Raw genomic sequence first — 26,075 nt, 5'->3', positions numbered from 1 at the left:
AGAGCTGAGCGAATACTAAAAGCGTTGCGGGCTGAACGGCGCAAGGTCGATCGCCGGTCTTTTCCCTGAAATCATGTCACACACCAGCCGCCCCGTCGCGGCGGACTGGGTGAGGCCGAGATGACCGTGGCCGAAGGCGTAGAAAACGTTCGGCGCGCGCCGTGACGCGCCGATCACCGGAAGCGAATCCGGCAGCGATGGACGGTAGCCCATCCATTCGCGCCCGCCCTCGGTCTTCAGGCCCGGTAGGAACTGCCTTGCCTTTTCCAGCATGGCGCGGGCGCGGGCGTAGTTCGGCGGCCGCTTCAGCCCGGCCAGTTCCACCGCGCCGCCGACACGCAGGCCGGTGACGAGCGGACTGACGACGAAGCCGTGGCCGACGAAGGTGAGCTGCCTTTTGAGATCGAAAGCGCCGACAGGCAGGGTGGTGTTGTAGCCGCGCTCGGTTTCGAGGGGGATGCGGTCTCCGAAGCCGGCAGCATGATGATGCGACCATGCCCCGGCGCAGATGACGAGCCTGTCCGCATGCGCCGTGCCGCCGCCGGCGAAGGCGATCTCCACGCCGGCGCTGGCGCCTGCGGCCGGAGCGGTGCTCGCGCTTGTTACGGTCCGCTTCTCGAACCGCGCGCCCCTGCTTTCGGCATAGGCCCAGATCGCCTTGCCGAACAATTTCGGGTCGGCGACGGTCTTCCATGTCGGCATGAAGGTGCCGTGGGTGAAGCGGGGTGAAAGACCCGGCTGGAGTTCGGTCAGCCGGGCGCCCGAGACGTGCTCGTAGGGAATGGAGAAGCGGTCGCGCGCGGCCCAGCCGGGCAGGGACGCCTTGAATTCGGCTTCGCCTTCGTAGAGGTCGATGGCGCCCTCATGGCTGATCATGCCCTCGGCGCCGGCGCGCGCGGCGAGGCCTGCCCATTCTTCCTCGGCCAGCCGCATCAGCGCGGCCTGCGCGGCGAGGCCGGCGTCGAACTTGCGCGGGTCGCCCGCCCGCATGAAGCGGATCAGCCATGGCGCCAGCTTCGGCAGGTAGGCCGGCGGAATGGTCAGCGGTCCGAGCGGATCCATCAGCCAGCGCGGCAGCTTCTTCAGCATGCCCTTGTGCGCCAGCGGCAGCGGATCGGGAAAGGCAAGCGCGGCTGCGTTGCCCGACGAGGTTTCCTCGCAGATGCCGGTGCGGTCGTAGACGGTGACGGAATAGCCTGCCTCGGCGAGGTTCGCTGCTGTGCAGATGCCGACGATTCCGGCGCCGACGACAGCGACATGCGATTTCGGCGCGTCGGTCATGCTGGACCGCCGGTGTCAGAGAAGTCATACCCCCACCCCTTACTCCTCCCCTTAAGGGGCAGGGGGATTCTGAGACGCTGGAGATTCCCCTCCCCCTTGACGGGAGGGGTAAGGGGTGGGGGTAAATTCATATGTGATACCCGCTGCTTATGCCGCCTTCGCCAGATCGAGCTTGGGTAGTTCCGGCCGCACCGCCAGCGCGTCGCGTACGATCTTCTCCACTTGCGCACGGCGCTCGCCCGTCAGCGGCTGGCGCGGGGCGCGCACGCGGTCATTGGTGCCGATGGCGAGCACTTCCGCCAGCTTTATGTTCTGGACCAGATAGGTCGAGACGTCGAGGTCGAGCAGCGGCCGGAACCAGCGGTAGATGGCGAGTGCCTCCTCGCGGCGGCCCTCTCTCATGAGCCGGTAGATCGCCACCGTCTCCTTCGGGAAGGCGGTGACCAGCCCGGCCACCCAGCCGATGGCGCCCACCGACAGCGCCTCGAAGGCGAGGTTGTCGACGCCGGTGAACAGGTCGAAGCGGTTGCCGAAGCGGTTGATGATCTCGGTCGAGCGACGGATGTCGTCGGACGATTCCTTGATCGCCACGAACAGCGGATCGTTGGCCAGTTCCTCCATCACCTCGACGGTGACGTCGACGCGGTAGGCGACGCGGTTGGAATAGATCATCACCGGCAGGCCGCCGGCAGCGGCCATCGCCTTCAGCGTCGCCACGGTTTCCTGGGGGTTGGTGTGATAGATCGGCGAAGGCACGATCATCAGCCCGTCGGCACCTTCCTTGGCGGCGCGTCTGGCGATCGCCGCGCCTTCGCGGGTGCCCGGCTCGTTGATGGTGAGCAGGACCGGCTTCTTGCCCGCGACCTTCTGCGCCGTCTTCAGCACGTCGATCTTCTCGTCCTGGCTGAGCATCGGTCCTTCGCCGAGCGAGCCGGCGACGATGATGCCGTCGCAGCCGGCTTCCATCTGCAGCGCGAAGCAGCGCTCCATCTCGGCGTGGTCAAGCCGGTCGTCTTCGGTGAATTTGGTGGTGACTGCGGGAAAAACGCCTGTCCACATGGCTTGTCTCCATCTGATATATCAGAGGTATATCTGCGGCGAATTAAATTGTCAAGCGGTGGAGCGGGCTGATATATCAAATTTCGGCAGATGGAGGCGAACTATTGGACGCATTGACGACCGAACGGGAGCAGACGGCGGAGCTGGCCAGCGCCAGGGCCTACCGCGTGCTGGAAAAGCTGATCGTCACGCTCGAGCTGGCGCCCGGCGCTGTCGTCACCGAGCGGGTGCTGATCGAGCGTCTGTCGCTCGGCCGTACCCCCGTGCGCGAGGCGATCCAGCGGCTGACCTGGGAAGGACTGCTGGAAGTGCGGCCGCGCGCCGGCATCGTCGTGGCGCCGCTCAATGCCGGCGACTGGCTGCGCGTCATCGATGCGCGCCGCGGCGTGGAGATGGTGCTGGCCCGCTCGGCCGCGCGCTTCCTCACCGACGAGACGGCGGTGCATTTCCAGGCGACGGGCGTCGCCATGCACGAGGCGGTGATCGCCAAGGACGTGCTCGGCTTCCTGGAAGCGGACAAGTCGCTGGACGAGGCGCTGGCGCGCGCCGCCGACAATTCTTTCGCGGCGCGGGTGGCGGCGCCGCTGCAAACGCACAGCCGCCGCTTCTGGTATCGGTTCCAGAGCGGCACCGGGCTGGCCGAATCGGCCGCAAATCACGTCGCGCTCATCCGCGCCATCCTCGAAAAGGACGAGGACCAGGCCGGCGAGCAGGCCGATCGGCTGATGTCGCTGCTGCGCCTGCACGCGCAGGCGGCGGCGATGCGGTGAGCGGCCTGTCCGCCCGGCGGATTCCCGTGTTCGCGGAAAAATCCTGCAAGCATTGTCGGCTGCGCGCCCGCTGCCGCGTCTTTCAATCAGGCCGGCGACCTGCCGGCATGATCGGAGGAGAGGATTCATCATGGGCAAGACCATCGCCGTCATCGTCGCAAGACTGATCTTCGCCGCCATCTTCGCGATGGCCGCTGGCTTCAAGTTCGCCGGTATGCAGGCGACAGCCGATTACATCGCCGCCGCCGGCTTCCCGTTCCCGCTACTGCTCGCCTGGCTGGCGGCGCTTTTCGAGGTCGCGCTCGTGCTTGCCTTCCTGAGCGGTGCCTTCTTCTCCGAGGCGGCGCTGCTGGCTGGCGTCTATGTGATCTTCCTGGCTGTCGCCTTCCACGGTCCGTCGCACTGGCAGGGCAACCAGGCCGAGTTCGGCTTCTTCGTCGACCACTTTACTTTCCTGGCGGGGCTGCTGTTCGCGGCCGTGCACGGTCCGGGCGGAAAGCTGGCGATGAAGGCGGGACTGATCTGGAAATAATGCGGCCTCGAATCTTGACCGTCGATACTGCCCTTACTCTTCTTTCCGTAAACGATGGGGCGAGGATGCCGGCAGGCAGGTGAGAGGCGGCGCCGGTGATCCGAAAACCAGGACGCGGGCGCAGCTCGAAAAAAGCAAAAAGGCCGCGGAACATCCGCGGCCTTCGCATTCATGCGCCGAAGTTGAAATTTACTTCATCGTCGGCATGGCGAACTCGGCGCCTTCTTTGACGCCGGAGGGCCAGCGCTGGGTCACCGTCTTGGTCTTGGTGTAGAAACGCACCGAATCCGGCCCGTACTGGTTGAGGTCGCCGAAGCCCGACCGCTTCCAGCCGCCGAAGGTGTAGTAGGAAACCGGCACCGGAATCGGCACGTTGACGCCGACCATGCCGACATTGACGCGTGCGGCGAACTCGCGCGCGGCGTCGCCGTCGCGAGTGAAGATGGCGACGCCGTTGCCGTATTCGTGCTCGGAGGGAAGCCGCAGGGCCTCCTCGAAATCATGCGCGCGCACCACCGACAGCACCGGGCCGAAGATCTCTTCCTTGTAGATGCGCATGTCCGGCGTCACGTCGTCGAACAGGCAGCCGCCCATATAGTAGCCGTTCTCGTAGCCCTGCATCTTGAAGCCGCGCCCGTCGACCAGAAGCTTGGCGCCTTCCTTGACGCCGATATCGACATAGTTCTTGACGCGCTCAAGCGCCTGGGCGGTCACCAGCGGGCCGAAATCGGCGGCGGGGTCGGTGGACGGGCCGATCTTCAGGCTTTCGACGCGCGGGATGAGCTTCTCGACCAGCCTGTCGGCGGTTGCCTTGCCGACCGGAACCGCGACCGAGACGGCCATGCAGCGCTCGCCGGCCGCGCCGTAACCCGAGCCGATCAGCGCATCGACCGCCTGGTCCATGTCGGCGTCGGGCATGATGATCATGTGGTTCTTGGCGCCGCCGAAGCACTGCACGCGCTTGCCGGTGGCGCAGCCGCGCGCATAGATGTATTCGGCGATCGAGGAGGAGCCGACGAAGCCGACCGCCTTGATGTCCGGATCGTCGAGGATGGCGTCGACCGCCTCCTTGTCGCCGTTGACGACGTTGAGGATGCCGTCCGGCAGGCCGGCCTCGGTCATCAGTTCGGCCAGCTTCATCGGCACGCCCGGATCACGCTCGGAGGGCTTCAGGATGAAGGCGTTGCCGCAGGCGATCGCCGGCGCGAATTTCCACATCGGGATCATCGCCGGGAAGTTGAAGGGCGTGATGCCGGCGACGACGCCGAGCGGCTGGCGCACGGAAAAGATGTCGATGCCGGGGCCGGCGCCCTCGGTGAACTCGCCCTTCATCAGATGCGGGATGCCGAGCGCGAACTCGACCACCTCGACGCCGCGCAATATGTCGCCCTTGGCGTCGGGGATGGTCTTGCCGTGCTCGCGCGCCAGAAGCTCGGCAAGCGCATCGTTGTCGCGCGCCACCAGTTCGAGGAACTTCATCAGGACGCGCACGCGCCGCTGCGGGTTGGTGGCGGCCCAGGCCGGCTGCGCGGCCTTGGCGTTCTCGACCGCCTTGCGCAATTCGTCCTTCGACGCCAGCGCCACGGTGGCGCGCACCGAGCCGTCCAACGGCTGCATGACATCCTGCTTGCGTCCGCTCGTGCCGGCGACCTGCTTGCCGCCGATGAAATGTCCGTACTCGATCATGGTTTCGCTCCCTAAAGGTCTATTCGCCGCCATTGTCGCCCTTCCCGGGTGAAATGCAATGCGAGCGGATGGTGAGCCGATGTGCGCAAAACAACGAACAAGATTGAAATCGTCTTCATTTGGCGCATAGATAGCGCGCCGTGGAACGTTCGGCCTTTGTAAGGGAGCCGGCCGATCATGAACTGGGACGATGTCCGCATCTTCCTTGCCGTAGCCCGGGCCGGGCAGATCCTCGGCGCGGCCAGGCGGCTTTCGCTCAACCATGCCACCGTGTCGCGCCGCGTCGCGGCGCTCGAGGAAGCGCTCAGGACGAAACTGTTCCGGCGCCTCACCACCGGTTCGGAACTGACGCCGGCGGGAGAGCGGCTGCTGGTGATCGCCGAAAGGATGGAAGCGGACATGCTCGCCGCCCGCGCCGAACTTGCCGAGGGCGACGGGCAGGTTTCCGGCACGGTGCGGGTCGGCGCGCCGGACGGCTTCGGCGTCAGCTATCTGGCGCCGCGCCTCGGCGCATTGGTCGAGCAGCATCCGGAACTGAAGGTGCAGCTCGTGCCGGTGCCCCGCTCCTTCTCCCTGTCGCGGCGCGAGGCCGACATCGCCATCACCACCGAGCGGCCCGCCGAGGGCAGGCTGGTCGCCGTCAAGCTGGTCGATTATTCGCTCGGCCTGTTCGCCGCGAAGAGCTACGCGGCCACCCATGGCCTGCCGCAGGAGAGGCGGGAGTTGGCGAGCCATCGGCTGGTCGGCTACGTGCCCGACCTGGTGTTTTCGCCGTCGCTGGACTATGCGGAGGAATTCTCGCCCGCCTGGGACGCCGGCTTCATGATCTCCTCGGCGCTCGGCCAGGCGGAGGCGGTGCGCGCCGGCGCCGGCATCGGCATCCTGCACACCTTCATCGCGCGGGCCATGCCGGAACTGGTGGCGGTGGAGGGTGTGGCGCCGATCCGCCGCGCCTACTGGCTGGTCTATCATGAATCCATGCGCGGCATTCCGCGCATCCACACGGTGGCGGATTTCATCGCCCTGCGCGTCGAGCAGGACCGCCAGCTCTTCACCTGAGCCAACCCGCGCCGGTTTCTGTTGCGGCGCACAAACCCGAACACTGTCCTATAAAGACCGTGAGCGCCGGTTCGGGCGCATCGGCAGCGAGGTCCATCATGAACACGAGACGCACCGCAATCGTCACCGGCTCCACCAGTGGCATCGGCCTGGGCATCGCCCGCGCCTTCTGCGCGCAGGGCATGAACGTCGTGCTGAACGGCTTCGGCGACATGGCCGAGATAGAGGCGCTGCGGCTGGGACTGGCGCAGGAATTTTCGGTCGACGTCGCCTATTCCCCGGCCGACATGACCAGGCCGGACGAGATCGACGCGATGGTCGCCGGCGCCGAGGAAGCTTTCGGCAGCGTCGATGTGCTGGTCAACAACGCCGGCATCCAGTTTGTCTCGCCGATCGAGGAATTCCCGGTCGAGAAGTGGAACGCCATCCTGGCGATCAACCTGTCGTCGGCTTTCCACGCCAGCAAGGCGGTCATTCCCGGCATGAAGGCGCGCGGCGGCGGCCGCATCATCAACATCGCTTCGGCGCATGCGCTGGTGGCCTCGCCTTTCAAGTCGGCCTATGTGGCGGCCAAGCACGGCATTGCCGGCTTGACGAAGACGACGGCGCTGGAACTGGCGACGTTCGGCATCACCGTCAACGCCATCTGCCCCGGCTATGTGTGGACGCCGCTGGTGGAAAGGCAGATCCCCGACCAGGCGCGCACGCGCGGCGTCTCGGAGGAGGAAGCGAAGGCGGCGCTTCTGGCCTCGCAGCCGACGAAGCGCTTCGTCGCTATCGAGGAAGTCGCGGCGCTCGCCGTGTTCCTGGCCGGCGACATGGCCCGCTCTATCACCGGCGCGGCCATCTCCATCGATGGCGGCTGGACGGTGCAATAGCCGCCTTTATCGAGCATCGGATTTTTCTGAAAGCCGGAATCCGTCCTTCAGTCCGGTGTTCTAGAGCATTTCCGGCGAAGACAGAATCGCCTTCAATGCTCTATCCTTTTGTTCTTACGCAATTCCGGACGCAAAACCGCTGCGCCCTTTTGCTGGAATTGCTTTAGCCGTAGCGCGTCACGCCAAGCGCGCTGACGTCGATGTCCGGCTTGCGGCCGGAGACGATGTCGGCCAGCACCCGTCCCGAACCGCAGGACATGGTCCAGCCGAGCGTGCCGTGGCCGGTGTTGAAGTAGAGGTTGGCGTATTTCGAGGGGCCGATGATCGGCGGGCCGTCCGGCGTCATCGGCCGCAGGCCGCACCAGAAGGTGGCCGCTCTGACGTCGCCGCTGCCGGGGAAAAGGTCGGTCACCGAATGCTCGAGGGTGGCACGGCGGGCGGCGCGCAGCTTCAGGTCGTAGCCGGCGATCTCGGCGGTGCCGCCGACGCGGATGCGGTCTCCGAGACGGGTGATGGCGACCTTGTAGGTCTCGTCCATCACTGTCGAGACCGGAGCCTTGCCGGCGTCCGTGATCGGTACGGTGATCGAATAGCCCTTGATCGGATAGACCGGGATCGGCTGGCCGATCCGGCGCATCCACAGCGGCGAATAGGGGCCCATGGCCATGACGTAGGCGTCGGCTGTGCGCTCGCCCGCGCTGGTAGAGACGCCGGTGACCCTGCCGCCTTCGGTGCGGATCGCCTCGACGGTCGTGCCGTATTCGAAGGTCACGCCGCGCGCGGCGCACATCTCGGCCAGCCTGGTGGTGAACATCTGGCAATCGCCGGTCTCGTCGCCCGGCAGACGCAGCCCGCCGACGAATTTTTCGCGCACCGAGGCCAGTCCCGGTTCGGCGGCGATGCAGCCCGCGGGGTCGAGGACCTCGAACGGCACGCCGTACTCTCTCAGAACCTCGACGTCGCCGCCGATGCCGTCGAGCTGCTTCTGCTTGCGGAAGAGCTGGAGCGTGCCCTGCGCGCGCTCGTCATAGGCGATGCCGGCGGAGGCGCGCAGCGCCTTGAGAACATCACGGCTGTATTCGGCCAGCGGCACCATGCGCGACTTGTTGAGCGCATAGCGTCCGGCCGTGCAGTTCGTAAGCATCCTGAAGACCCATGACCACATGGCCGGATCGGCCAGGGGCCGGATGACCAGCGGTCCGTGCTTCATGGTCAGCCATTTGATCGCCTTGATCGGCACGCCGGGGCCTGCCCAGGGCGAGGAGTAGCCGGGCGACACCTCGCCGGCATTGGCGAAGCTCGTCTCCCGCGCCGGGCCTTGCTGACGATCGAGGACCGTCACCTCGTGGCCAGCCTCGGCAAGATACCAGGCGGATGTGACACCAACCACGCCGCTGCCCAGTATGAGGATCTTCATCGCAATCTTCCTTCACCAGATCCCGGCCGTCACGCTGGCCGGTCCTCTCTTCCCTGCCGGATTTCGGGTGCGCGGCCAAGAGGCAGCCAACGGTTCCGCCGTGTCTGGCACAGTGGCATCGTTCGCCGAATGGATCGAATCCGCGGTTCAGGCGTTTGAGGATCGACGGGGTGACAGATTCGAGAGGAACCACCATGAAGAAACTGATACTCATCGCGGCGATGGGCTTGGCGCTCGGCGCATGCTCGCGGACGGAACAGGGCGCGGCCGTCGGCGGCCTCGGCGGCGCGGCCGTGGGTGCGGCGGTTGCCGGCGATCCGGTCGAGGGCGCGGTCCTCGGCGGTGCGGTCGGCGCGGTTGCCGGCGCGCTGATCGGCAATGCCACCGAGAGCGGCCAGTGCCGTTATCGCGGACGCTATGGCCGGACCTATGTCGCGGATTGCCCGCGCGACTACGACTGGCGTCGTCACCGCCATCATCGCGGGTATTGATGTCGGCAGTTTCGCAAAAAGGAAAACCGGGCGCATGAACGCCCGGTTTTCTTTTTGATCCAACGATTGACCGAGGTGGCTTGCCGCCGTCGGTGGCGCCAGACCTTACTCGGCGCTTGCCTCGGCCGGAGCCGCGGCTGCCTCGGCGGCGGCGGCCGCTGCATCTTCCTGGGCCTTGGCCAGCAGCGCAGCGCGTTCCTGCGCCTTCTTGCCGGGCTGCGCTTTGGTCGGGTTGCTACGGGCGTCGCGCTTGGAAATGCCGGCCTGGTCAAGGAAGCGCAGCACGCGGTCGGTCGGCAGGGCGCCATGCGCGAGCCAGTGCTTGACGCGCTCCTCGTCGAGCTTGACGCGCTCGCCGTCCTTCGGCAGCAGCGGGTTCCAGGCGCCGACCGCCTCGATGAAGCGGCCGTCGCGCGGCGAGCGCACGTCGGCGACGACGATGTGGTAGTAGGGGCGCTTCTTCGAGCCCGCGCGGGCCAGTCTGATCTTCAATGCCATTTCATGTCTCCTGGAATGTCGCAATTGGTAGGTTGATATCGCCGGCCTTCGGGTTGTTCGGCCGGGGTTTCGGTCATCCGCCGTTCTTGTCGGCGGCGATCTGCTCGTGATGACGGATCACTTCCTTGATCACGAAATTGAGGAACTTCTCCGCGAAGTCCGGGTCGAGATGGGCCTCCCTGGCGAGCCGTCTCAGCCGCTCGATCTGCTCGGCCTCGCGGTTCGGGTCTGCCGGCGGCAGGTTGTGCGTGGCCTTCAACACGCCGACGGCCTGGGTGCAACGGAAGCGCTCGGCCAGCGTGTGGATCAGGATGGCGTCGAAATTGTCGATCGAGGCACGATATCCGGCGAGGACCTTTTTCGCATCCTCCATGTCCGTCTCCTTGCTCATGCGCCCCTCACTTCTTCTTTCCGAGACCGGGCAGCCCGCCGGGGCCGCCGATGCCGGGCAGCTTCATGCCTCCGGGAAGGCCCGGCAGACCACTGCCGCCCAGGCCCGGCAGCCCGCCTGGAAGCCCTTTCGGCAGACCGCCCGGCCCGCCGAGACCGGCGGCTTCCGCCTGTTTCTTCAACGCCTCGAGCTGCTTCGGGTCCATTTTCGACAGGTCCGGCATTCCCCCCATTCCGGGCATCATGCCGCCTGCGAGCCCGCCAAGTCCCATCTTCGAGGCAAGGCCGCCCATGGCCGCGCGCATCATGCCGCCGCCTTTGCCCTTGCCGCCCATCGCCTTCATCATGTCGGCCATGGAGCGGTGCATCTTGAGCAGCTTGTTGATCTCGGCCGCGTCCGTGCCGGAGCCGGCGGCGACGCGCTTCTTGCGGCTGTGCTTGAGCATGTCCGGATTGGCGCGCTCGGCCTTCGTCATCGAGGAGATGATGGCGAGCTGGCGCTTGAACATGCGGTCGTCGAGACCGGCGGCCGCCATCTGGTCCTTCATCTTGCCCATGCCGGGCATCATGCCCATGATGCCGCCCATGCCGCCCATCTTCGACATCTGCTGAAGCTGCTGTGCGAGGTCGTTCAGGTCGAACTTGCCCGACTGCATCTTCTTGGCCATCGCAGCCGCCTGCTCGGCGTCGATGGTTTCTGCCGCCTTCTCGACGAGGCTGACGATGTCGCCCATGCCGAGGATGCGGTCGGCGATGCGCTTGGGATAGAACTCCTCCAGCGCGTCCATCTTCTCGCCGGTGCCGATCAGCTTGATCGGCTTGCCGGTGACGGCGCGCATGGAAAGGGCGGCGCCGCCACGGCCGTCGCCGTCCATGCGGGTCAGAACGAGACCAGTGATGCCGACACGCTCGTCGAAGCTTTTCGCCAGATTGACCGCATCCTGGCCGGTCAACGAATCCGCCACCAGCAGGATCTCGTGCGGCGACGAGACCTTTTTGATGTCGGCCATCTCGGCCATCAGCGGCTCGTCGATATGGGTGCGGCCGGCGGTGTCGAGGATGACGATGTCGTGGCCGCCGAGCTTGGCCGCCTGGACGGCGCGCTTGGCGATATCGACCGGCGTCTGGCCGGCGACGATCGGCAGCGTGGCCACCTTCACCTGCTCGCCGAGCTGGCGCAACTGCTCCTGCGCGGCCGGGCGGCGCGTGTCGAGCGAGGCCATCAACACTTTCTTGCCCTGGCGGTCGCCCATGCGCCTGGCGATCTTGGCGGAGGTGGTTGTCTTGCCGGAACCCTGCAGGCCGACCATCATGATGACGACCGGCGCCGGCGCGTTCAAGTCGATGGCGACGCCCTCTTCGCCCAGCATGGCGATCAGCTCGTCATGAACGATCTTGACCACCATCTGGCCGGGCTTGATCGACTTCAGCACCGCCGCGCCGACCGCCTTCTCGCGTACCTTGTCGGTGAACGAGCGCACCACTTCCAGCGCGACGTCGGCTTCCAGCAGCGCACGGCGCACCTCGCGCAGCGCCGCCGAGACATCAGCCTCCGAAAGCGCGCCGCGGCCGGTGAGGCCGTTCAATATGGAGCCAAGGCGTTCCTGTAAGCTCTCGAACATTCATCTTCCTTCGGTCTCGGGATGAAAACCCGAGAGGTAGTGCCTTCGCGCCGAAGGTCCAAGCAAAACCGACGGGCAAAGCCCAAAACCAAAAAGCACCCGGGGGCGCATCGCGCTGCCGGATGTTGGCCTCCGGGATCGTGAAAAGCCCTCAAGGGGCGTCCCGGTCGGCTTTCGCGAGAGGTTCGTCGCGGAAAGTCGCGGCGTGTAGACAGGAAATCGCCCGCCAAGTCAAGCCAAACCCTGAATCCGCGCTATGCTATAGTGCGACGGGATGAAGCGGAGGAGACAGGGCATGGCTGAGGAACAGACAAAAATCCAGCCGTCCCTGCTGCCGTCGAGCCATTCCGAGACGGTCACCGCGATGGTGCATTACTATCGCGCCGAGATCGGCCGCATGGCCGGCTGGCGCGAGCGCATCGACCAGACCTCCAACTGGGCGATCACCGTGGTGGCGGCGCTGCTTTCGGTCTCGCTGTCAACGCCGTCCTCGCATCACGGTGTGCTGCTGTTCGCGATGGTTCTCGTCTATCTGCTTTTGATGATCGAGGCGCGCCGCTACCGCTTCTTCGACGTCTACCGCTACCGGGTGCGCCAGTTCGAGCGGCACTATTTCGCGCAGATCTTCTCGCCGGTTCAGGATTTCTCCGCCAACTGGTTGCAGATCGTCGGCCAGAACCTGCGCGAGCCGAAATTCTTCATCTCCTACGCCGACGCCCATTCGCGCCGGCTCAGGCGCAACTATATCTGGATGTTCCTGATCCTGCTGCTGGCCTGGGTGTTGAAGATATCGACGCCGCGGCTGCAGGACGACAGAGCGAGCCTGACGCTGGTGCATTCCTGGAGCGACGTGGTTCTCAACGCGCGGCTCGGCCCCATCCCCGGCTGGGCGGTGGTGCTCGGCGTGGCGGTCTTCTACCTCTGGCTCCTCGTCGCCGCCCGCCGCTCGCTCGACGACAAGGACGAAGGCGGGTTCGGCGAGGTGCATGTGTAAGCGGTCGCCGGCGCTATCCGAGGTCCGGCTCGACCTTCAGCGGCGAACGCGGATGCAGCAGGAGAAGGCCCGTCAGCAGGGTCGAGACGATGCCGATGCCGCCGATCAGAAGCGCCTGTGCCTCGCTCCACCCTGCGCCTTCCAGCGGACGGGCGACGAATAGGGCAAAGGCGTTGTAGGCCTCCTGGTGCGAGATCAGCAGGAAGCCGAACAGGTTGTTGGCCAGATGCGCGCCGAAGGACGCGCCGAGGTTGCCGGTGGCGTAGACCAGCGTCATCAAAAGGGCGGCGAAGACGGCGATCGTCGTCAGGCCCATGACGTTCATGACGGGCGTGGCGGCCGTGCTCCAGTGCAGCGAGGTGAAGACCAGCACCGGCAGCAGCGCCCAGACGACCGGGCTGACAAAACGTTTGGCCAACCCGCGCGGCAGGTAGGCGCGAAACAACAGCTCTTCCGAGGAGGTCTGGAGGAAAGTCAGCAGCGCGACGGGACCGAGCGCCGTCAGCCAGGACATGAAGTCGATCGTGCCGCGCGCGATCTCGGGCTGCATCGCGTAGAGCAGGATCTCGGAGACCAGCGAGGTGAGGATCACCGCGCAGAATCCCTTGGCGAATCCGTTCCAGGAGATGCGCCGGCTGTTGCCGAACAGCGCCGACAGCGCCTCGCCGTGGATGAAGCGCATGGCGACCCAGGCGCCGATCCAGATGCCGGCGAAGGAGCCGAGCGCCGTCAGCACGCCGACGGGCGTGGCGAGGAAGCCGGCCATATCCGGTGCTTGGCCGGCGCCGGCCTGGAGCCACGCCGAAACGGACATGCCCGCGAAGATCACGGCCAGCGTGGACAGGACCCAGAAAACGACGATGACGGCAACGCCGGCGATCAGGCGCGGCAGCGTCGTCTTCCCGTTCGGCGAGTTCCTGTAGGCTTCGAAAGCACCGGGATCGATCATCGCACCTCATCCAAGCAGCCGCCGCTCCGCTGCGGCGCCCCGTCCCTTATGCCTGCAAACGGGTAAACCGGAGATTGCCGCCGCCGACTAACGCTCGCGCCCTTCAGGCGCCGGCGGACGTCAAGGCAGCCGGTTCGCCTTCTTCAGCGCCTCTTTGGTCTGGGCATCCGTCAGGCCGTTCATGAAGTCTTCCATCTCGTCGTCGATCAGGCCTGCGCGGCGGGCGACGATGTACCACGCAGCGGCAAGCGTGGTGTCCGGCTCGACGCCGAGTCCCATCATGTAGAGCTTGGCAAGATGGTTCTGCGCCGCGACGTTGCCGCCCTCGGCGGCGACCTTCGTCCAGCCGAAGCCGGCCTTGTAGTCGCGCTTGCCGCCCCGCCCTTGGATCAGCCAGTCGCCGAGATCGAGCTGCGCGGTGTCGAAATTCTGCCGTGCCGCCTGGAACAGCAGGCCGCGCGCCCGCGCGTCGTCCTGCTTGCGGCCGCCGACGCCGTTGGCATAGACCTGCGCCATCGCGTATTGCGCGTCGGGCAGGCCGGTCGCGGCGGCGCGCTCGTAATAGGGGATGGCCCTGGCCAGGCCGGCATCGCCGGGATCCTCGGACACCAGAAGTTGCGCGAAGTTGAACTGCGCCAGCGGGTTGCCGGCTTCGGCGGCGGCCTGCATCAGCGCATGCGCCGCCTTCTCGTCCTTCGTCGCGTAGCGCCCGTCGAGCAGGATGAGCGCGTACTGCAACTGCGCTTCGGGAACACCCTGTTCGGCGGCGCGCTGATACCATTTGGCCGCTTCCGCCGCATTCAGCGGAACGCCGAGGCCGCGCGACAGGATCTCGGCCACGAGCGTCTCGGCCGCCGGGTCGCCGTTTTTGGCGCGCACGAGGGCGAGATTGTACGCCGTCTTGTAGAGGCCGCGCTGGTAGGCGCCGTAGGCCGCGTCCGGCTGGCGGCCGCCGAAGCGGGACGGGTCGATCGTGTCGGCCGAGGACAGCGGCGGCGGCTCGTCGGTGGTCGCCGGTTGAGGAAGCGGATTGGAGATGGGCTTGCTCACCAGCGGCCTGTCGCCGAACCGGGACAGGTCGGGCGCCTCTGGCGCCGGCAGCGCTGGCGGCGGGACGAGCACCGGCGCTTCGACCGATTTTCCGTCCGGTTGCCTGGCTTCGGGCTGCACGCTCTCCGGCTGCGCTCCTTTTGGCTGGGCCTTGTCCGGGGAAGGCTTGCCCCCAGCGGTTCCATCAGTGGTGATCTTGCCTGCTGCCGTCTGGCCGGCGGCTTTCGGCTTCGCGGCTTCCTGCGCCCATGTGGGACCGGCCATGCAGAGCGCGGCCGATACGATGACGGCGATGGACGCGAGCCGCATCGATCAGTCCCCGAAGCGCGGCGCGTGTTCGTCGAGCATCGCGTTGGCGCGGGCGATCGCCGTGCGCGGATCCGCGCCCTCGCCGAACACCGCCGCCGACAGGGCGACGAACTCGGCGCCAGTCGCGGCCACGGCGCGCACCGACTCCAGATCCGAACCGGCCATGACGATGCAGGGAATCTCGATCATCTCGGCCCACCATCGGCCGAGCGAAAGGTTGCGCGGGTGCGGCTCGGGTTTTCCGTCATAGCCGAACCGGCCGAAGAACAGGTAGTCGGGCCGCTCCTCGCCGATTTCCAGCGCCTCGTCGCGGCTTTTGCCGCCGCCCGCGCCCACCATGATCTTCGCCTGGAATTTTTCGATCGCCTCGGCCAGTTCGGCCTTGCCGCCCTCGACATGGATGCCGTCGGCATGGACCCGGCCGGCAATGCGCGTGTCGCCGGCGACGATCGCGGCCGCGCCCGCCTGTTGCGCCAGCGGAACGAGCCTTTCGGCGAGCGACTGGAAGGATGCTTCGTCGAGGCCTTCCCGGAACAGGATCACGGATGCGACGTCGCCGCCGTCGAGCGCGCCCTGAAGCTGCCCGGCCTCGACGCCCGGCCCGGCCAGGAGCACGATGCGGCAGCGGTTCGGTTGTGTCTTGTCGTTCATCGCCAACCCTGGGACCCTGCCCGCCTATGCGGGGCGAAGATGGTTGCAATGCGGCATAGAGCAAAGCGCCGAGCTTGAACAGGCTCGCGACGAACCATGCCTAACGAGCTTCAAAGGGCGAGCTTGTAGCCGATATGGCTGGCCGTGAAACCAAGCCGGTCGTAGAAGCGGTGCGCGTCGGCGCGGCTCCTGTCGGTGGTGAGTTGCACGGTGCGGCAGCCGCGCCGGCGGCATTCCGCGATCGCCCATTCGAACAGGCGCTGGCCGAGCCCGCCGCCACGGCTGCCGGCGGCCACGCGCACCGCCTCGATCTGGCCGCGCAGCGCGCCCTTGCGCGACAGTCCGGGAATGAAGGTCAGTTGCAGCGTGCCGACCACCGTGCCGTCGTCGGTCATCACGGCGAGATACTGGTTCGGGTCGGCGGCGATGGCGCGGAACGCCTCGATATAGGCGGCGGCAACCGGCGTCGACAGGTCCTCGCGGGTCGCGCCGAGCGGATCGTCCGCCAGCATGGCGACGATGGCGGCGACGTCCTCTTCTGCGGCGCGGCGGAATGCGATCTCGCCCATGACGGCCTCCTCGGCTTCTTTCATCTGTCCGGTGCCGTGGATAGATGGCGCCCGCGCCGCTATCAAGGCGAACACCTATGCCCGTTCCATATTTCTATCGCCGCGCCGGGCGAACTCCGCTATGAGGTGCCGTCCTTCCGCTTCGACATCCGCACATGACCGGCCTTCTCAGCGATCCCTGGTTCTATGCCGCCGCCATTCCCGCGGTGGCGCTCATCGGTTTCTCCAAGGGCGGCTTCGGCGGCGCGATGGCGGTGATGGGCGTGCCGCTGATGGCGCTGGTGATGCCGCCGGTGCAGGCGGCCGCCGTCCTGCTGCCGATCCTCGTGCTCATGGACCTTGCCGCGTTGTGGGCATGGCGCGGCAACCGGCGTGACTGGATCACGCTCCGCAACATGCTGCCCGGCGCCTTTGCCGGCATAGGCATCGGCTGGCTGACGGCGCTGGTGGTGACGGAAGCCGCCGTCAAGCTGATCGTCGGCGTGGTGGCGCTGGGCTTCGTGCTGAGATGGCTGTGGCAGAAGGTCGCCGGGCAGGATACGCCGCATCCGCACAACGTCGCAGCGGGGGCCTTCTGGGGCACGGTCTCGGGCTTCACCAGCTTCGTCGCCCATTCCGGCGGCCCGCCCTATCAGGTCTACACGCTGCCGCTCAGGCAGGATCCGAAGCTCTACACGGCCACCAGCGTGCTGTTCTTCGCCATCATGAACGCGGTCAAGCTCATTCCCTATTTCGCGCTCGGCGAGCTCGACACCGGCAATCTCACCGCCGCCGCCTCGCTGATGCCGGTGGCGATCGCCGCCACCTTTGCCGGCGCGGCCATCGTCAAGCGCATGCGCGCCGAAATCTTCTATCCCGTCACCTATACGCTGGTGTTTGTCCTGTCGCTCAAGCTCATCTGGGACGGAGCGGTCGGCATATTGTAGAGGATGACGCCATCCCGGAGCTGTGCTTAGACATTGCCGAAGCACTTTTGTGGAGGACGGGATGGCCAACCCCTACGAGCGGGATCTCGACAAGAATCCCGCGAACTACCAGCCGCTGACGCCGATTTCCTATCTGGAGCGGACGGCGAAGGTGTTTCCCGACCACGTCGCCATCATCCACGGCACCCAGCGGATCCCGTACCGCGAGTTCTGGCGGCGCGCGCTGAAGCTCGCCTCGGCGCTGGCGAAAAAGGGCATCGGCAAGGGCGACACGGTGACTGTGATGCTGTCCAACACGCCGCCGATGCTGGAAGCGCATTTCGGCGTGCCGATGGTGAAGGCGGTGCTGCACAGCCTTAACACCCGCCTCGACGCGGCCGTCATCGCCTTCCAGCTCGACCACGCCGAAACGAAGGTGCTGATCGTGGACCGGGAGTTCTCCGGCGTGATCAGGGAGGCCCTGGCGCTGGCGAAGGTGAAGCCGCTGGTGATCGACTACGACGATCCCGAATACGCCGCCGACGCGCCCTATCCGAAAGGCGAGCGCATCGGCTCCCTTGATTACGAGGCGTTCCTGGCGTCCGGCGACGAGGATTTCGCCTGGTCGATGCCGGACGACGAATGGGACGCGATCTCGCTCAACTACACGTCAGGCACCACCGGCAATCCGAAGGGCGTTGTCTATCACCATCGCGGCGCTGCGCTGATGGCCTATACCAACACGATCCATGCCGGCATGGGCAAGCACTGCGTCTATCTGTGGACGCTGCCGATGTTCCACTGCAACGGCTGGTGTTTTCCGTGGACTGTTGCCGTGCAGGCCGGCACGCATGTGTGCCTGCGCTGGGTAAGGCCCAGGGCGATGTACGACGCCATCGCGGATCACGGCGTCACCCATCTGTGCGGCGCGCCCATCGTGATGTCGCTGCTGATCAACGCAGGCGAGGACGAACGCCGCGCCTTTCCACAGACGGTGACCTTCAATACCGCGGCGGCGCCGCCGCCCGAAGCGGTGCTGTCCGGCATGGCCGACGCTGGCTTCGCCGTCACGCATCTCTACGGGCTGACGGAGACCTACGGTCCGGCCGTCGTCAACGAATGGCAAGGCGACTGGGACGGGCTCGACAAGGGCGCGCGCACCGCGAAGAAGGCGCGCCAGGGCGTGCGCTATGCGGCGCTGGAAGGGCTCAGCGTCCGTGATCCCGAGACGATGGAGGAAACGCCGGCAGACGGCCAGACCATCGGCGAGGTGATGTTCCGCGGCAACATCGTCATGAAGGGCTACCTGAAGAACCGCAAGGCCTCCGACGATGCCTTCGCGGGCGGCTGGTTCCATTCTGGCGACCTCGGCGTCATGCATCCGGACGGCTACATCCAACTCAAGGACCGGTCGAAGGACATCATCATTTCGGGCGGCGAGAATATTTCCTCGATCGAGGTGGAGGACGCGCTCTACAGGCATCCAGCCATCGCCTCCTGCGGTGTGGTCGCCCGCCAGGACGACAAGTGGGGCGAGGTTCCCGTCGCCTATGTCGAGCTGAAGCCGGGCAAGACGGCGACCGAGGCGGAGATCATCGAGCACTGCCGCTCGCTGCTGGCCCGATTCAAGGTGCCCAAGGCGGTGATCTTCGCCGAAATCCCGAAAACCTCGACGGGCAAGATCCAGAAATTCCGGCTGCGCGAGATGGCGAGCCAGGGCTGACCTGGCAATTGGACAGAGCCGCATCTACCCTCTGTCGACATCCGGGCTCGCTGCCGTCCGCGTGACGGGATGGATGCCTGTGCGCTGAGGCTTTGCCTTACGGTGCTTTATTCGTTAGATTTTGCTAAAATAATAAAAGATCGAGGCGAGCGCGACATCGTCCTGAAACATCGCTGGAGCAAAGGCGTATCGAATTTTTTGGGCGCCGGGGCTTTCACGCGCCGGGCAGAAGGGGGGAGGACATGCAGGGAGTGGCGCGAAATTTCTTCACGCTTGCGATCGTCTATGCACTGATCGGCATGGGCTTGGGTATCGATATGGCGATCAGCCAGGATCATACGCAGATGCCGACGCATGCGCATGTCATGGTGGCGGGATGGCTGATGTCCTCGGTCTTCGCCTTCTTCTACCATCTGTTTCCGGCAGCGGCCGCGAGCGCGCTGGCGAAACTGCATTTCTGGCTGGCTGCGGTGAGCGGCATCCTTCTGATGGCGGGCCTTTATCTGCTTCTGGCCGGAAACGAAGCGATGGAAGCGATGACGGCCGTCGGCTCGATCGGCTTCTACGCGGCGATGGCGCTGTTCGCCTTCATCGCGCTGCGCACCGTCTATCGACCGGCTTGAGACTGCCGCACCCGTCGCCGCGAACTGTGCCGCTACGGCACAGTTTTGCCGCTGCGCATAAAAAATTCCCGGGCCGGTTAAGGCTTTGTTTACCTTTATAGGGGCTTACTGTGGCTATCCAGTGATCTGGATTCTTACCGAGTGGTTGGAGCCACTTTGTTTGACGCCTCCCTGTTAAACTCCTGAGAGCCGCTCATCGCGGCTCTTTTTTTATCCGGTTCGCACCGGAACCCTCGCGTTAACCGTTTGTTAAACATGCGCTTGCCTTCGTGGGTACGGCAGCGCATTTTCAAAACCGTGTCGTATAGGGTGCGGGCGCGGCTGCAAGGGCCGAATCAGCCGGGTTGTCAGGCGGAACAGGAAATGAGCGAGACGTCGAAGGAAAGCGCGAAAACCGTCAAGCTTGCGGAGCGCCGGGTTTTTTCCCAATCCTTCAAGCCGCTCTACGACGAGGGCATGGGGCTGGTCGAGCAGACCGCCGAGTATCTCGACGGAAGGGGTCGCGCCGAAGCCAAGAAGCTGTCGCGTCTGGGCGCGACGCTCTATGCGGCCGAATCGATGCGCCTGACCACGCGCCTCATGCAGATCGCGTCATGGCTGCTTCTGCAGCGCGCCGCCAATTCCGGCGAGATGACCCGCGACCAGGTGGCCTCGGAAAAATCCAAGGTCAGGCTCGACACGGCTTCGGCGCATGACGAGGCTTCCGGCTGGAGCGAGTTGCCGGAGGAGTTTGTCGATCTCGTCACCCGCTCGCTCCGGCTGCAGTCGCTGGTGCGGCGCATGGACGAGGAGGTCTACGGCAAGGGCGGCGCCGAGGGGTTCCGGGCGGCCGTACGCCATGCCAATCCCGTTTCCGACCAGATCACACTGCTCAATACGGCGTTCGCGCGCGGCTGAGCGCATCGACGCTTTCGTTTCCTGTTTGTTCACATTTGGCTGGCATGGCTCTTCCGGGGAGATACACTCGGCGTCATGCAGCAGGCGATTCGCATCATCGGCATCGATCCGGGCCTCAGGCGCACCGGCTGGGGCGTGGTGGAAAGCCTGGGCAATTCGCTGCGCTTCGTCGGCGCCGGCACTGTCCGCTCCGACGACAAGGCGCCGCTGGCGGCGCGGCTGTGCCAGCTGCATGACGGTCTCGCCGGCGTGCTGCGTGACGCCGCGCCGGACGAGGCTGCGGTCGAACAGACCTTCGTCAACAAGGACGCGTCCGCCACGCTGAAGCTCGGGCAGGCGCGCGGCATCGCCATGCTGGTGCCGGCTCTGGCCGGCCTGGCGGTCGCCGAATACGCCCCGAACGCGGTGAAGAAGACGGTGATCGGCGTCGGCCACGGCGACAAGAAGCAGATCCACATGATGGTCAAGGTGCTGCTGCCGAAGGCCAGCTTCGACGGCGACGACGCTGCCGACGCGCTGGCCATCGCCATCTGCCATGCGCATCACCGGCAAAGCCTGGCTGCAAGACTGGCGATCGCCTGAATGTTCTTGACTTGTTCCAGTATGGGCGATAGGTAATACCGAAGAGGTATTACCATGCGCGTCACCGAAAAAGGCCAGGTCACCATTCCGAAGAATGTTCGCCGCAAGCTGGGCATCGTTCCCGGCAGTGAGATCGAGTTCGATCTGCGCGAGGACGGTGCGCTGATACGCCCTGCGACGAGTTCCCAGTCCAGGGCCGCGACTGCGGATTTCATGGACCATATCCGCCGCCATAAGGGAACCATGGACCTTGGCGGGATGACCGGCGACGAATTTTTCAAACTGTTGAGGGACTGATGTCGACGCTGGTCGACAGCAACGTTCTGATCGACCTGTTCGATACAGGCAGCGCCTGGGAAGAATGGTCGACCCGCACCATCGAGCGCCTTCGGTCGCAGGGACCTATCGTGATCAACCAGATTGTCTACGCAGAAATGGCTGCGGGTTTTCCGCTCGAAGCCGACCTTGAGTCAGCGCTGTCGCCGTCGCGCTTCGTTCGCGAGGATTTGCCGTGGGAGGCCGCTTTCGCAGCCGGAAAGGCTTTCGTCGCCTACCGCCGGGACGGCGGCCCAAAGCGGTCGCCGCTGCCGGATTTTTACATTGGTGCACATGCCACGATCCGTGGCTATCGGTTGCTCACCCGGGACACCGCGCGCTATCGCGCGTATTTCCCGTTACTGCGTATCGTCTCACCCGACACCCATCCATAAAGGTCGTCCCATGATCGGCAAGCTCAAGGGCACGCTGGAGGAGATCGACGAGGACCATTGCGTCGTCGACGTGCACGGGGTGGGCTACGTCGCTTATTGCCCGGCCCGCACGCTGGCCGCCCTGCCGTCTCCGGGCGAGGCGGTGGTGCTGTTCATCGAGACCTATGTGCGCGAGGACATGATCCGGCTCTACGGGTTCCGGACGGCGCTGGAGCGCGAATGGTTCCGGCTGCTGATGAACAACGTGCAGGGCGTCGGCGCCAAGGTCGCGTTGGCTGTGCTGTCCACGTTGGCACCGGCAGAACTCGCCAACGCCATCGCGCTGCGCGACGTCGCCATGGTTTCGCGGGCACCCGGTGTCGGCAAGAAGGTGGCCGAGCGCATCGTCACGGAACTCAAGAGCAAGGCGCCGGCCTTCGCCGGCGAAGCCTCCGGCACCATCGGGCTGAAGCAGGAACTGGGGGAGGGCGTGGCGCCGGCTCCGGTCGCGGACGCGGTGTCCGCCCTGGTCAATCTCGGCTACTCGTGCGACGTCGCCGCCAACGCGGTCGCCTCGGCGCTCAAGACGGGCGGTGAGGACGCGGATTCGGCCAAGCTCATCCGTCTCGGGCTGAAGGAGCTGGCGCGGTAGGTTGCACTTGTTGTGAAATTCGGCGAAACGCAGTATATGTAAGGAAATCGGAGTAATCCTTACGATGGGGATCGAAGCTAGAATATCCAGCAAAGGGCAGACAACGATACCCTTCGAAGTTCGCGAAAGACTCGGTCTCCAAACGGGCGATCGGATCGCCTTCATCGAAATGGAGCAGGGTTACCTGATCATTCCGCGCAATCGGCCGGTTGAAACCCTGTTCGGCGCATTGGCCGAATATGCGCTGCCGGACACGACAATCGACGATTATGACGATGCGGTGGGAGATGGCATCAGCGGACATGTCGAAGGGCCAACGGGAGAAGGCAAGTCAGTCAGTTGATCGGTCTCGACACCAATATCCTGCTGCGCGCGACGCTGAACGACGATCCCGTGCAATCGCCTGCAGCGCAGCGCCTGTTGAAGACGCTCTGCAAAGAGGAAGCCGGCTTCGTCTATCTGCCGGTGCTGCTGGAATTCTTCTGGGTTCTGCGCTCACGGTACAAGCTGCCGAGGGCACGGCTGGCGGTAGCGCTCAGGAACCTTCTCGAGGTCGAGCACATCGAATTCGAGGCTCTGCACGTGGCTGGCAAGGCGCTTGCTGTCTTCGAAAGCGGCAGCGCCGATTTTTCCGATGCCGTCATCGCCTTGCGAAACCGTGAACTTGGCGTCGCAACGACCTTCACCTTCGATAAAGACGCCGCGAAATCCGTTCCGGGCATGGAACTTCTCTCTTGACCCTCTCACCCCGCCTCATCTCGCCCGACAAGCGCGGCGAGGATGCCGACCAGACCTTGCGTCCGCAGGCGCTGGACGATTTCGTCGGCCAGGCGCAGGCGCGCGCCAATCTGAAAGTCTTCATCGAGGCCGCCAAGGGGCGCGGCGAGGCGCTCGACCATGTGCTGTTCGTCGGACCGCCGGGGCTCGGCAAGACGACGCTGGCGCAGATCATGGCGCGCGAGATGGGCGTCAATTTCCGCTCAACCTCCGGCCCGGTGATCGCCAAGGCCGGCGACCTCGCCGCCTTGCTGACGAACCTGGAAGACCGCGACGTCCTCTTCATCGACGAGATTCACCGTCTCAATCCGGCCGTGGAGGAGATCCTCTATCCGGCGATGGAGGATTTCCAACTCGACCTGATCATCGGCGAGGGGCCGGCGGCGCGCTCGGTCAAGATCGATCTCGCCCGCTTCACCTTGGTCGCGGCCACCACCCGCGCGGGCCTCATCACCAATCCGCTGCGCGACCGTTTCGGCATCCCCGTGCGGCTCAATTTCTATACCGTCGAGGAACTGGAACTCATCGTGCGGCGTGGCGCACGCATCCTCGGCATGCCGCTGGACGACGAGGGCGCGGTCGAGATCGCCAGGCGCGCGCGCGGCACGCCGCGCATCGCCGGGCGGCTGCTTCGGCGCGTGCGCGATTTCGCCGCGGTGGCGGGCGCGGACACCATCTCCCGAAAAATCGCCGATGAGGCCTTGGTCCGCCTGGAGGTCGACGCGCTCGGCCTCGACGCGCTCGACCGCCGCTATCTTTCGATGATCGCGCGCAATTTCGGTGGCGGTCCGGTCGGCATCGAGACCATCGCCGCCGGTCTTTCGGAACCACGCGACGCCATCGAGGACATCATCGAACCCTATCTGATCCAGCAGGGCTTCATCCAGCGCACGCCGCGGGGGCGCGTGCTGACGGCGAACGCCTGGCGGCATCTCGGGCTGGAGGCGCCGAAGGAGTTCGTCCAGCAGCAGATCAGTCTGTTCCAGGAGGAGCCGTGAACGGCGCCGATCCACTTTCGCCACGTGTCGGCCTTGCCGGCGAGCTGACGTCGGCCGGGCACCGGCTCATCGCGCGCGTCTACTACGCCGACACGGATTTTTCCGGCGTCGTCTACCATGCGCGCTATCTGGAGTTCCTCGAGCGCGGCCGTTCCGACTTCCTGCGCCTCGCCGGTGTCCACCATACCGAGCTGATCGAAGGCAAGCATGGCGAGCGCATCGTGTGGGTGGTGCGCCGCATGGAGATCGACTTCGTTCAGCCGGCGCGCATCGACGACATATTGACGGTCGAGACGCGCGCCGCCTCCATCTCGGGGGCCCGCATCGTCATGGGGCAGGAGTTGAAGCGTGGCGAGGACCTCCTGGTGCGGGCCAGGGTCGAGGCCGCCATCATCGGCGAAGGCGGCCGGCCGAAGCGGTTTCCGAAGGAGTGGATCGCGGCTTTCATGCCGGCAAAACCCATTCCTTCCTCTTGAGGCGAAGGGCGGCGCGTAGGCGCGGGGACCGGTCGCGAGCCGTAGAAATACGACCTCGAAATAGCTTCAGTGCGGTTGAGATTATCCCTACCTGTCGCTGCGCGGCCATCCTCCTCTCAAGGGAGAGGGAACCGGCGCCGTATTCTCTAACTCATCCTTAACCATAACGGTTCATGAAGATATCCGTGAAAATCGGAGGAATCCAACCGCCTTCGTTTCACCAACATTTGCCCTGAATAACGCCGCGAACGGCGCATTTCGGGCATTTCCGGAAGCTTTCGGGTAACGGGGCCACGAAGGTACAGCGCCAGGGGCAAGCCAGGAGCCGAGCCCGGAATCTTAAGGATCGTTGCTGATGGAAAATATCGCACTCGCCGAACCGACGGCGTCGCTGTCCATATGGGCGCTGTTCCTGCAGGCCAGTTGGGTGGTCAAGCTGGTCATGCTCGGCCTGCTCGCCGCCTCGGTGTGGACCTGGGCGATCATCATCGACAAGCTGATCGCCTATGCACGCATGCGCGTCTCGCTCAACCGCTTCGAGCAGGTGTTCTGGTCGGGGCAGTCGCTGGAAGAGCTCTACCGCACTTTGTCTGACCGCAAGACAACGGGCATGGGCGCCATCTTCGTCGCCGCCATGCGCGAATGGAAGAAGAGCTTCGAGAAGGGCGCCAAGTCGCCGCTGGCGCTGCAGACCCGCATCGACAAGGCGATGGACCTTGCGCTGACGCGTGAGATGGAGCGGCTGGAAGGCCGACTCGGCTTCCTGGCCACGGTGGGCTCGGCCGCGCCCTTCATCGGCCTGTTCGGCACGGTGGTCGGCATCATGACCTCCTTCCAGGCAATCGCGGCCTCCAAGAACACCAACCTGTCGGTGGTGGCGCCCGGCATCGCGGAGGCGCTGCTCGCCACTGCGATCGGCCTGCTCGCCGCCATCCCTGCCGTCATCGCCTACAACAAGCTGTCGTCGGACTCGGGCAAGCTCGGAGTTCGGATGGAAGGCTTCGCCGATGAGTTCTCCGCCATACTGTCGCGCCAAATCGATGAAAAGGTCGTGGCCAAGGCTGCGGCCTGAGGAAAGATCACCATGGGTATGTCTGTAAGCGCAAGCGGTTCCGGCCGCGGCGGGCGCGGCCACAGGCGGCGCAGCCGCCATCACGGGCTGATGTCCGAAATCAACGTGACGCCGATGGTCGACGTCATGCTGGTGCTGCTCATCATCTTTATGGTGGCAGCACCTCTGCTCACGGTCGGCGTGCCGATCGACCTGCCCGACACGCAGGCCAAGGCGATGAACTCGGACACGCAGCCGATCACCGTGTCGATCGATCCGCAGGGCAAGGTCTTCCTCCAGGAAACCGAGATCCCGATCGAGGAGGTGGTGCCGAAGCTGCAGGCCATCGCCAAGACGGGCTACGAGGAACGCATCTATGTGCGTGGCGACAAGGTCGCCGACTACGGCACGGTCATGAAGGTGATGGCGCGCATCTCGGCGGCCGGTTTCAAGAACATCGGCCTGGTCACGCTGCAGGAACAGGATCAGTAAGGCGG

31 protein-coding genes are annotated in these 26,075 nt (G+C 65.4%); 20 read left to right on the top strand and 11 right to left on the bottom strand.

What is annotated here, in order from left to right:
• Positions 1-15 precede the first annotated feature (15 nt).
• Positions 16-1,281 carry an NAD(P)/FAD-dependent oxidoreductase gene (locus ABMA46_RS00895; protein WP_348997404.1) on the bottom strand — a complete coding sequence of 422 codons (1,266 nt, stop codon included), beginning with the start codon at positions 1,279-1,281 and terminating at the stop codon, positions 16-18.
• A gap of 147 nt (positions 1,282-1,428) precedes the next feature.
• Positions 1,429-2,340, bottom strand: coding sequence for a dihydrodipicolinate synthase family protein (locus ABMA46_RS00890; RefSeq protein WP_348997403.1), 912 nt, complete (start codon positions 2,338-2,340; stop codon positions 1,429-1,431).
• A 104-nt stretch (positions 2,341-2,444) separates the two neighbouring features.
• Here ABMA46_RS00890 and ABMA46_RS00885 point away from each other — a divergent pair, with 104 nt between their 5' ends.
• Positions 2,445-3,110 (top strand): GntR family transcriptional regulator, encoded by a 666-nt coding sequence (locus ABMA46_RS00885; RefSeq protein ID WP_348997402.1) that lies wholly within the window; start codon positions 2,445-2,447, stop codon positions 3,108-3,110.
• Between the two features lie 130 nt (positions 3,111-3,240).
• The gene (locus ABMA46_RS00880; protein ID WP_348997401.1) at positions 3,241-3,642 is read left to right on the top strand and encodes a DoxX family membrane protein; all 402 of its coding nucleotides are present in this window, start codon (positions 3,241-3,243) and stop codon (positions 3,640-3,642) included.
• Positions 3,643-3,831: 189 nt separating this feature from the next.
• Here the strand turns inward: ABMA46_RS00880 and ABMA46_RS00875 are convergent, their stop codons facing one another.
• On the bottom strand, positions 3,832-5,328 hold the full coding sequence (locus tag ABMA46_RS00875; RefSeq protein WP_348997400.1) for a CoA-acylating methylmalonate-semialdehyde dehydrogenase: 1,497 nt from the start codon (positions 5,326-5,328) through the stop codon (positions 3,832-3,834).
• Positions 5,329-5,505: 177 nt separating this feature from the next.
• Here ABMA46_RS00875 and ABMA46_RS00870 point away from each other — a divergent pair, with 177 nt between their 5' ends.
• Both ABMA46_RS00870 and ABMA46_RS00865 read left to right on the top strand, forming a co-directional pair.
• Positions 5,506-6,387 (top strand): LysR family transcriptional regulator, encoded by an 882-nt coding sequence (locus ABMA46_RS00870; RefSeq protein WP_348997399.1) that lies wholly within the window; start codon positions 5,506-5,508, stop codon positions 6,385-6,387.
• Between the two features lie 98 nt (positions 6,388-6,485).
• The gene (locus ABMA46_RS00865) at positions 6,486-7,265 is read left to right on the top strand and encodes a 3-hydroxybutyrate dehydrogenase (protein WP_348997398.1); all 780 of its coding nucleotides are present in this window, start codon (positions 6,486-6,488) and stop codon (positions 7,263-7,265) included.
• Between the two features lie 163 nt (positions 7,266-7,428).
• On the opposite strand, the gene ABMA46_RS00860 is transcribed toward ABMA46_RS00865, so the two are convergent.
• Entirely contained in the window at positions 7,429-8,682 is a 1,254-nt protein-coding gene (locus ABMA46_RS00860) for a D-amino acid dehydrogenase (protein ID WP_348997397.1), read from the bottom strand.
• A gap of 194 nt (positions 8,683-8,876) precedes the next feature.
• On the opposite strand from ABMA46_RS00860, the gene ABMA46_RS00855 reads away from it, so the two are divergent.
• Positions 8,877-9,173, top strand: coding sequence for a YMGG-like glycine zipper-containing protein (locus tag ABMA46_RS00855; RefSeq protein WP_348997396.1), 297 nt, complete (start codon positions 8,877-8,879; stop codon positions 9,171-9,173).
• Between the two features lie 105 nt (positions 9,174-9,278).
• Here the strand turns inward: ABMA46_RS00855 and rpsP are convergent, their stop codons facing one another.
• From rpsP to ffh, 3 genes are all read right to left on the bottom strand, one after another.
• Entirely contained in the window at positions 9,279-9,671 is a 393-nt protein-coding gene (rpsP, locus tag ABMA46_RS00850) for a 30S ribosomal protein S16 (protein ID WP_348997395.1), read from the bottom strand.
• A gap of 73 nt (positions 9,672-9,744) precedes the next feature.
• Positions 9,745-10,062, bottom strand: coding sequence for a chorismate mutase (locus ABMA46_RS00845; protein WP_348997394.1), 318 nt, complete (start codon positions 10,060-10,062; stop codon positions 9,745-9,747).
• A gap of 7 nt (positions 10,063-10,069) precedes the next feature.
• The gene (gene ffh, locus ABMA46_RS00840; protein ID WP_348997393.1) at positions 10,070-11,683 is read right to left on the bottom strand and encodes a signal recognition particle protein; all 1,614 of its coding nucleotides are present in this window, start codon (positions 11,681-11,683) and stop codon (positions 10,070-10,072) included.
• Positions 11,684-11,978: 295 nt separating this feature from the next.
• Here ffh and ABMA46_RS00835 point away from each other — a divergent pair, with 295 nt between their 5' ends.
• Positions 11,979-12,677 carry a DUF2270 domain-containing protein gene (locus ABMA46_RS00835; RefSeq protein WP_348997392.1) on the top strand — a complete coding sequence of 233 codons (699 nt, stop codon included), beginning with the start codon at positions 11,979-11,981 and terminating at the stop codon, positions 12,675-12,677.
• A gap of 13 nt (positions 12,678-12,690) precedes the next feature.
• On the opposite strand, the gene ABMA46_RS00830 is transcribed toward ABMA46_RS00835, so the two are convergent.
• The 4 genes from ABMA46_RS00830 to ABMA46_RS00815 form a co-directional block, all read right to left on the bottom strand.
• Positions 12,691-13,626, bottom strand: a complete 936-nt coding sequence (locus ABMA46_RS00830) for a CPBP family intramembrane glutamic endopeptidase (RefSeq protein ID WP_348997391.1) — start codon at positions 13,624-13,626, stop codon at positions 12,691-12,693.
• A 120-nt stretch (positions 13,627-13,746) separates the two neighbouring features.
• Positions 13,747-14,985, bottom strand: coding sequence for a tetratricopeptide repeat protein (locus ABMA46_RS00825; protein WP_348997390.1), 1,239 nt, complete (start codon positions 14,983-14,985; stop codon positions 13,747-13,749).
• 3 nt (positions 14,986-14,988) lie between these two features.
• Positions 14,989-15,636 carry a thiamine phosphate synthase gene (locus tag ABMA46_RS00820; protein WP_348997389.1) on the bottom strand — a complete coding sequence of 216 codons (648 nt, stop codon included), beginning with the start codon at positions 15,634-15,636 and terminating at the stop codon, positions 14,989-14,991.
• Positions 15,637-15,746: 110 nt separating this feature from the next.
• On the bottom strand, positions 15,747-16,205 hold the full coding sequence (locus ABMA46_RS00815; RefSeq protein ID WP_348997388.1) for a GNAT family N-acetyltransferase: 459 nt from the start codon (positions 16,203-16,205) through the stop codon (positions 15,747-15,749).
• A 155-nt stretch (positions 16,206-16,360) separates the two neighbouring features.
• Between ABMA46_RS00815 and ABMA46_RS00810 the strand changes: the two genes are divergently transcribed.
• The 14 genes from ABMA46_RS00810 to tolR all read left to right on the top strand — a co-directional run bounded on the left by ABMA46_RS00810 (position 16,361) and on the right by tolR (position 26,070).
• Positions 16,361-17,131 (top strand): sulfite exporter TauE/SafE family protein, encoded by a 771-nt coding sequence (locus tag ABMA46_RS00810; RefSeq protein ID WP_348997387.1) that lies wholly within the window; start codon positions 16,361-16,363, stop codon positions 17,129-17,131.
• A gap of 61 nt (positions 17,132-17,192) precedes the next feature.
• Positions 17,193-18,833, top strand: a complete 1,641-nt coding sequence (locus ABMA46_RS00805) for an acyl-CoA synthetase (protein WP_348997386.1) — start codon at positions 17,193-17,195, stop codon at positions 18,831-18,833.
• Positions 18,834-19,075: 242 nt separating this feature from the next.
• Positions 19,076-19,456, top strand: coding sequence for a hypothetical protein (locus tag ABMA46_RS00800; RefSeq protein WP_348997385.1), 381 nt, complete (start codon positions 19,076-19,078; stop codon positions 19,454-19,456).
• 363 nt (positions 19,457-19,819) lie between these two features.
• Entirely contained in the window at positions 19,820-20,353 is a 534-nt protein-coding gene (gene rcdA / locus ABMA46_RS00795; RefSeq protein WP_348997384.1) for a protease adaptor protein RcdA, read from the top strand.
• 75 nt (positions 20,354-20,428) lie between these two features.
• Positions 20,429-20,935: a crossover junction endodeoxyribonuclease RuvC gene (gene ruvC / locus ABMA46_RS00790; protein WP_348997383.1), complete on the top strand. Its 507-nt coding sequence runs from the start codon at positions 20,429-20,431 to the stop codon at positions 20,933-20,935.
• Between the two features lie 54 nt (positions 20,936-20,989).
• Positions 20,990-21,232: an AbrB/MazE/SpoVT family DNA-binding domain-containing protein gene (locus tag ABMA46_RS00785; protein WP_348997382.1), complete on the top strand. Its 243-nt coding sequence runs from the start codon at positions 20,990-20,992 to the stop codon at positions 21,230-21,232.
• Positions 21,232-21,645: a type II toxin-antitoxin system VapC family toxin gene (locus ABMA46_RS00780; RefSeq protein WP_348997381.1), complete on the top strand. Its 414-nt coding sequence runs from the start codon at positions 21,232-21,234 to the stop codon at positions 21,643-21,645. The genes ABMA46_RS00785 and ABMA46_RS00780 overlap by 1 nt, the downstream gene beginning before the upstream one ends.
• Positions 21,646-21,655: 10 nt before the next feature.
• Entirely contained in the window at positions 21,656-22,276 is a 621-nt protein-coding gene (gene ruvA / locus ABMA46_RS00775) for a Holliday junction branch migration protein RuvA (RefSeq protein ID WP_348997380.1), read from the top strand.
• Positions 22,277-22,340: 64 nt separating this feature from the next.
• Positions 22,341-22,619, top strand: a complete 279-nt coding sequence (locus ABMA46_RS00770; RefSeq protein ID WP_348997379.1) for an AbrB/MazE/SpoVT family DNA-binding domain-containing protein — start codon at positions 22,341-22,343, stop codon at positions 22,617-22,619.
• The gene (locus ABMA46_RS00765; RefSeq protein WP_348997378.1) at positions 22,616-23,014 is read left to right on the top strand and encodes a type II toxin-antitoxin system VapC family toxin; all 399 of its coding nucleotides are present in this window, start codon (positions 22,616-22,618) and stop codon (positions 23,012-23,014) included. The genes ABMA46_RS00770 and ABMA46_RS00765 overlap by 4 nt, the downstream gene beginning before the upstream one ends.
• Entirely contained in the window at positions 23,011-24,051 is a 1,041-nt protein-coding gene (gene ruvB / locus ABMA46_RS00760) for a Holliday junction branch migration DNA helicase RuvB (protein ID WP_348997377.1), read from the top strand. The genes ABMA46_RS00765 and ruvB overlap by 4 nt, the downstream gene beginning before the upstream one ends.
• Positions 24,048-24,527, top strand: a complete 480-nt coding sequence (gene ybgC / locus ABMA46_RS00755; protein WP_348997376.1) for a tol-pal system-associated acyl-CoA thioesterase — start codon at positions 24,048-24,050, stop codon at positions 24,525-24,527. The genes ruvB and ybgC overlap by 4 nt, the downstream gene beginning before the upstream one ends.
• 355 nt (positions 24,528-24,882) lie before the next feature.
• Positions 24,883-25,599, top strand: coding sequence for a protein TolQ (gene tolQ, locus ABMA46_RS00750; protein ID WP_348997375.1), 717 nt, complete (start codon positions 24,883-24,885; stop codon positions 25,597-25,599).
• A gap of 12 nt (positions 25,600-25,611) precedes the next feature.
• Positions 25,612-26,070 (top strand): protein TolR, encoded by a 459-nt coding sequence (gene tolR / locus ABMA46_RS00745; protein ID WP_348997374.1) that lies wholly within the window; start codon positions 25,612-25,614, stop codon positions 26,068-26,070.
• Positions 26,071-26,075: the final 5 nt, after the last annotated feature.

The sequence above is a fragment of the Mesorhizobium hunchu genome (genome assembly GCF_040081975.1).
GTDB classification, from domain to species: domain Bacteria; phylum Pseudomonadota; class Alphaproteobacteria; order Rhizobiales; family Rhizobiaceae; genus Mesorhizobium; species Mesorhizobium hunchu.
This window is presented reverse-complemented; position numbering and strand designations above follow the sequence as displayed.

Excerpts from the sequence above, each read along its gene's own strand:
- ABMA46_RS00895 (WP_348997404.1), bottom strand. The coding sequence starts at position 1,281 with ATGACCGACGCGCCGAAATCGCATGTCGCTGTCGTCGGCGCCGGAATC.
- ABMA46_RS00890 (WP_348997403.1), bottom strand. The coding sequence starts at position 2,340 with ATGTGGACAGGCGTTTTTCCCGCAGTCACCACCAAATTCACCGAAGAC.
- ABMA46_RS00880 (WP_348997401.1), top strand. The coding sequence starts at position 3,241 with ATGGGCAAGACCATCGCCGTCATCGTCGCAAGACTGATCTTCGCCGCC.
- ABMA46_RS00875 (WP_348997400.1), bottom strand. The coding sequence starts at position 5,328 with ATGATCGAGTACGGACATTTCATCGGCGGCAAGCAGGTCGCCGGCACG.
- ABMA46_RS00870 (WP_348997399.1), top strand. The coding sequence starts at position 5,506 with ATGAACTGGGACGATGTCCGCATCTTCCTTGCCGTAGCCCGGGCCGGG.
- ABMA46_RS00865 (WP_348997398.1), top strand. The coding sequence starts at position 6,486 with ATGAACACGAGACGCACCGCAATCGTCACCGGCTCCACCAGTGGCATC.
- ABMA46_RS00860 (WP_348997397.1), bottom strand. The coding sequence starts at position 8,682 with ATGAAGATCCTCATACTGGGCAGCGGCGTGGTTGGTGTCACATCCGCC.
- ABMA46_RS00855 (WP_348997396.1), top strand. The coding sequence starts at position 8,877 with ATGAAGAAACTGATACTCATCGCGGCGATGGGCTTGGCGCTCGGCGCA.
- rpsP (WP_348997395.1), bottom strand. The coding sequence starts at position 9,671 with ATGGCATTGAAGATCAGACTGGCCCGCGCGGGCTCGAAGAAGCGCCCC.
- ABMA46_RS00845 (WP_348997394.1), bottom strand. The coding sequence starts at position 10,062 with ATGAGCAAGGAGACGGACATGGAGGATGCGAAAAAGGTCCTCGCCGGA.
- ffh (WP_348997393.1), bottom strand. The coding sequence starts at position 11,683 with ATGTTCGAGAGCTTACAGGAACGCCTTGGCTCCATATTGAACGGCCTC.
- ABMA46_RS00835 (WP_348997392.1), top strand. The coding sequence starts at position 11,979 with ATGGCTGAGGAACAGACAAAAATCCAGCCGTCCCTGCTGCCGTCGAGC.
- ABMA46_RS00830 (WP_348997391.1), bottom strand. The coding sequence starts at position 13,626 with ATGATCGATCCCGGTGCTTTCGAAGCCTACAGGAACTCGCCGAACGGG.
- ABMA46_RS00825 (WP_348997390.1), bottom strand. The coding sequence starts at position 14,985 with ATGCGGCTCGCGTCCATCGCCGTCATCGTATCGGCCGCGCTCTGCATG.
- ABMA46_RS00820 (WP_348997389.1), bottom strand. The coding sequence starts at position 15,636 with ATGAACGACAAGACACAACCGAACCGCTGCCGCATCGTGCTCCTGGCC.
- ABMA46_RS00815 (WP_348997388.1), bottom strand. The coding sequence starts at position 16,205 with ATGGGCGAGATCGCATTCCGCCGCGCCGCAGAAGAGGACGTCGCCGCC.
- ABMA46_RS00810 (WP_348997387.1), top strand. The coding sequence starts at position 16,361 with ATGACCGGCCTTCTCAGCGATCCCTGGTTCTATGCCGCCGCCATTCCC.
- ABMA46_RS00805 (WP_348997386.1), top strand. The coding sequence starts at position 17,193 with ATGGCCAACCCCTACGAGCGGGATCTCGACAAGAATCCCGCGAACTAC.
- ABMA46_RS00800 (WP_348997385.1), top strand. The coding sequence starts at position 19,076 with ATGCAGGGAGTGGCGCGAAATTTCTTCACGCTTGCGATCGTCTATGCA.
- rcdA (WP_348997384.1), top strand. The coding sequence starts at position 19,820 with ATGAGCGAGACGTCGAAGGAAAGCGCGAAAACCGTCAAGCTTGCGGAG.
- ruvC (WP_348997383.1), top strand. The coding sequence starts at position 20,429 with ATGCAGCAGGCGATTCGCATCATCGGCATCGATCCGGGCCTCAGGCGC.
- ABMA46_RS00785 (WP_348997382.1), top strand. The coding sequence starts at position 20,990 with ATGCGCGTCACCGAAAAAGGCCAGGTCACCATTCCGAAGAATGTTCGC.
- ABMA46_RS00780 (WP_348997381.1), top strand. The coding sequence starts at position 21,232 with ATGTCGACGCTGGTCGACAGCAACGTTCTGATCGACCTGTTCGATACA.
- ruvA (WP_348997380.1), top strand. The coding sequence starts at position 21,656 with ATGATCGGCAAGCTCAAGGGCACGCTGGAGGAGATCGACGAGGACCAT.
- ABMA46_RS00770 (WP_348997379.1), top strand. The coding sequence starts at position 22,341 with ATGGGGATCGAAGCTAGAATATCCAGCAAAGGGCAGACAACGATACCC.
- tolQ (WP_348997375.1), top strand. The coding sequence starts at position 24,883 with ATGGAAAATATCGCACTCGCCGAACCGACGGCGTCGCTGTCCATATGG.
- tolR (WP_348997374.1), top strand. The coding sequence starts at position 25,612 with ATGGGTATGTCTGTAAGCGCAAGCGGTTCCGGCCGCGGCGGGCGCGGC.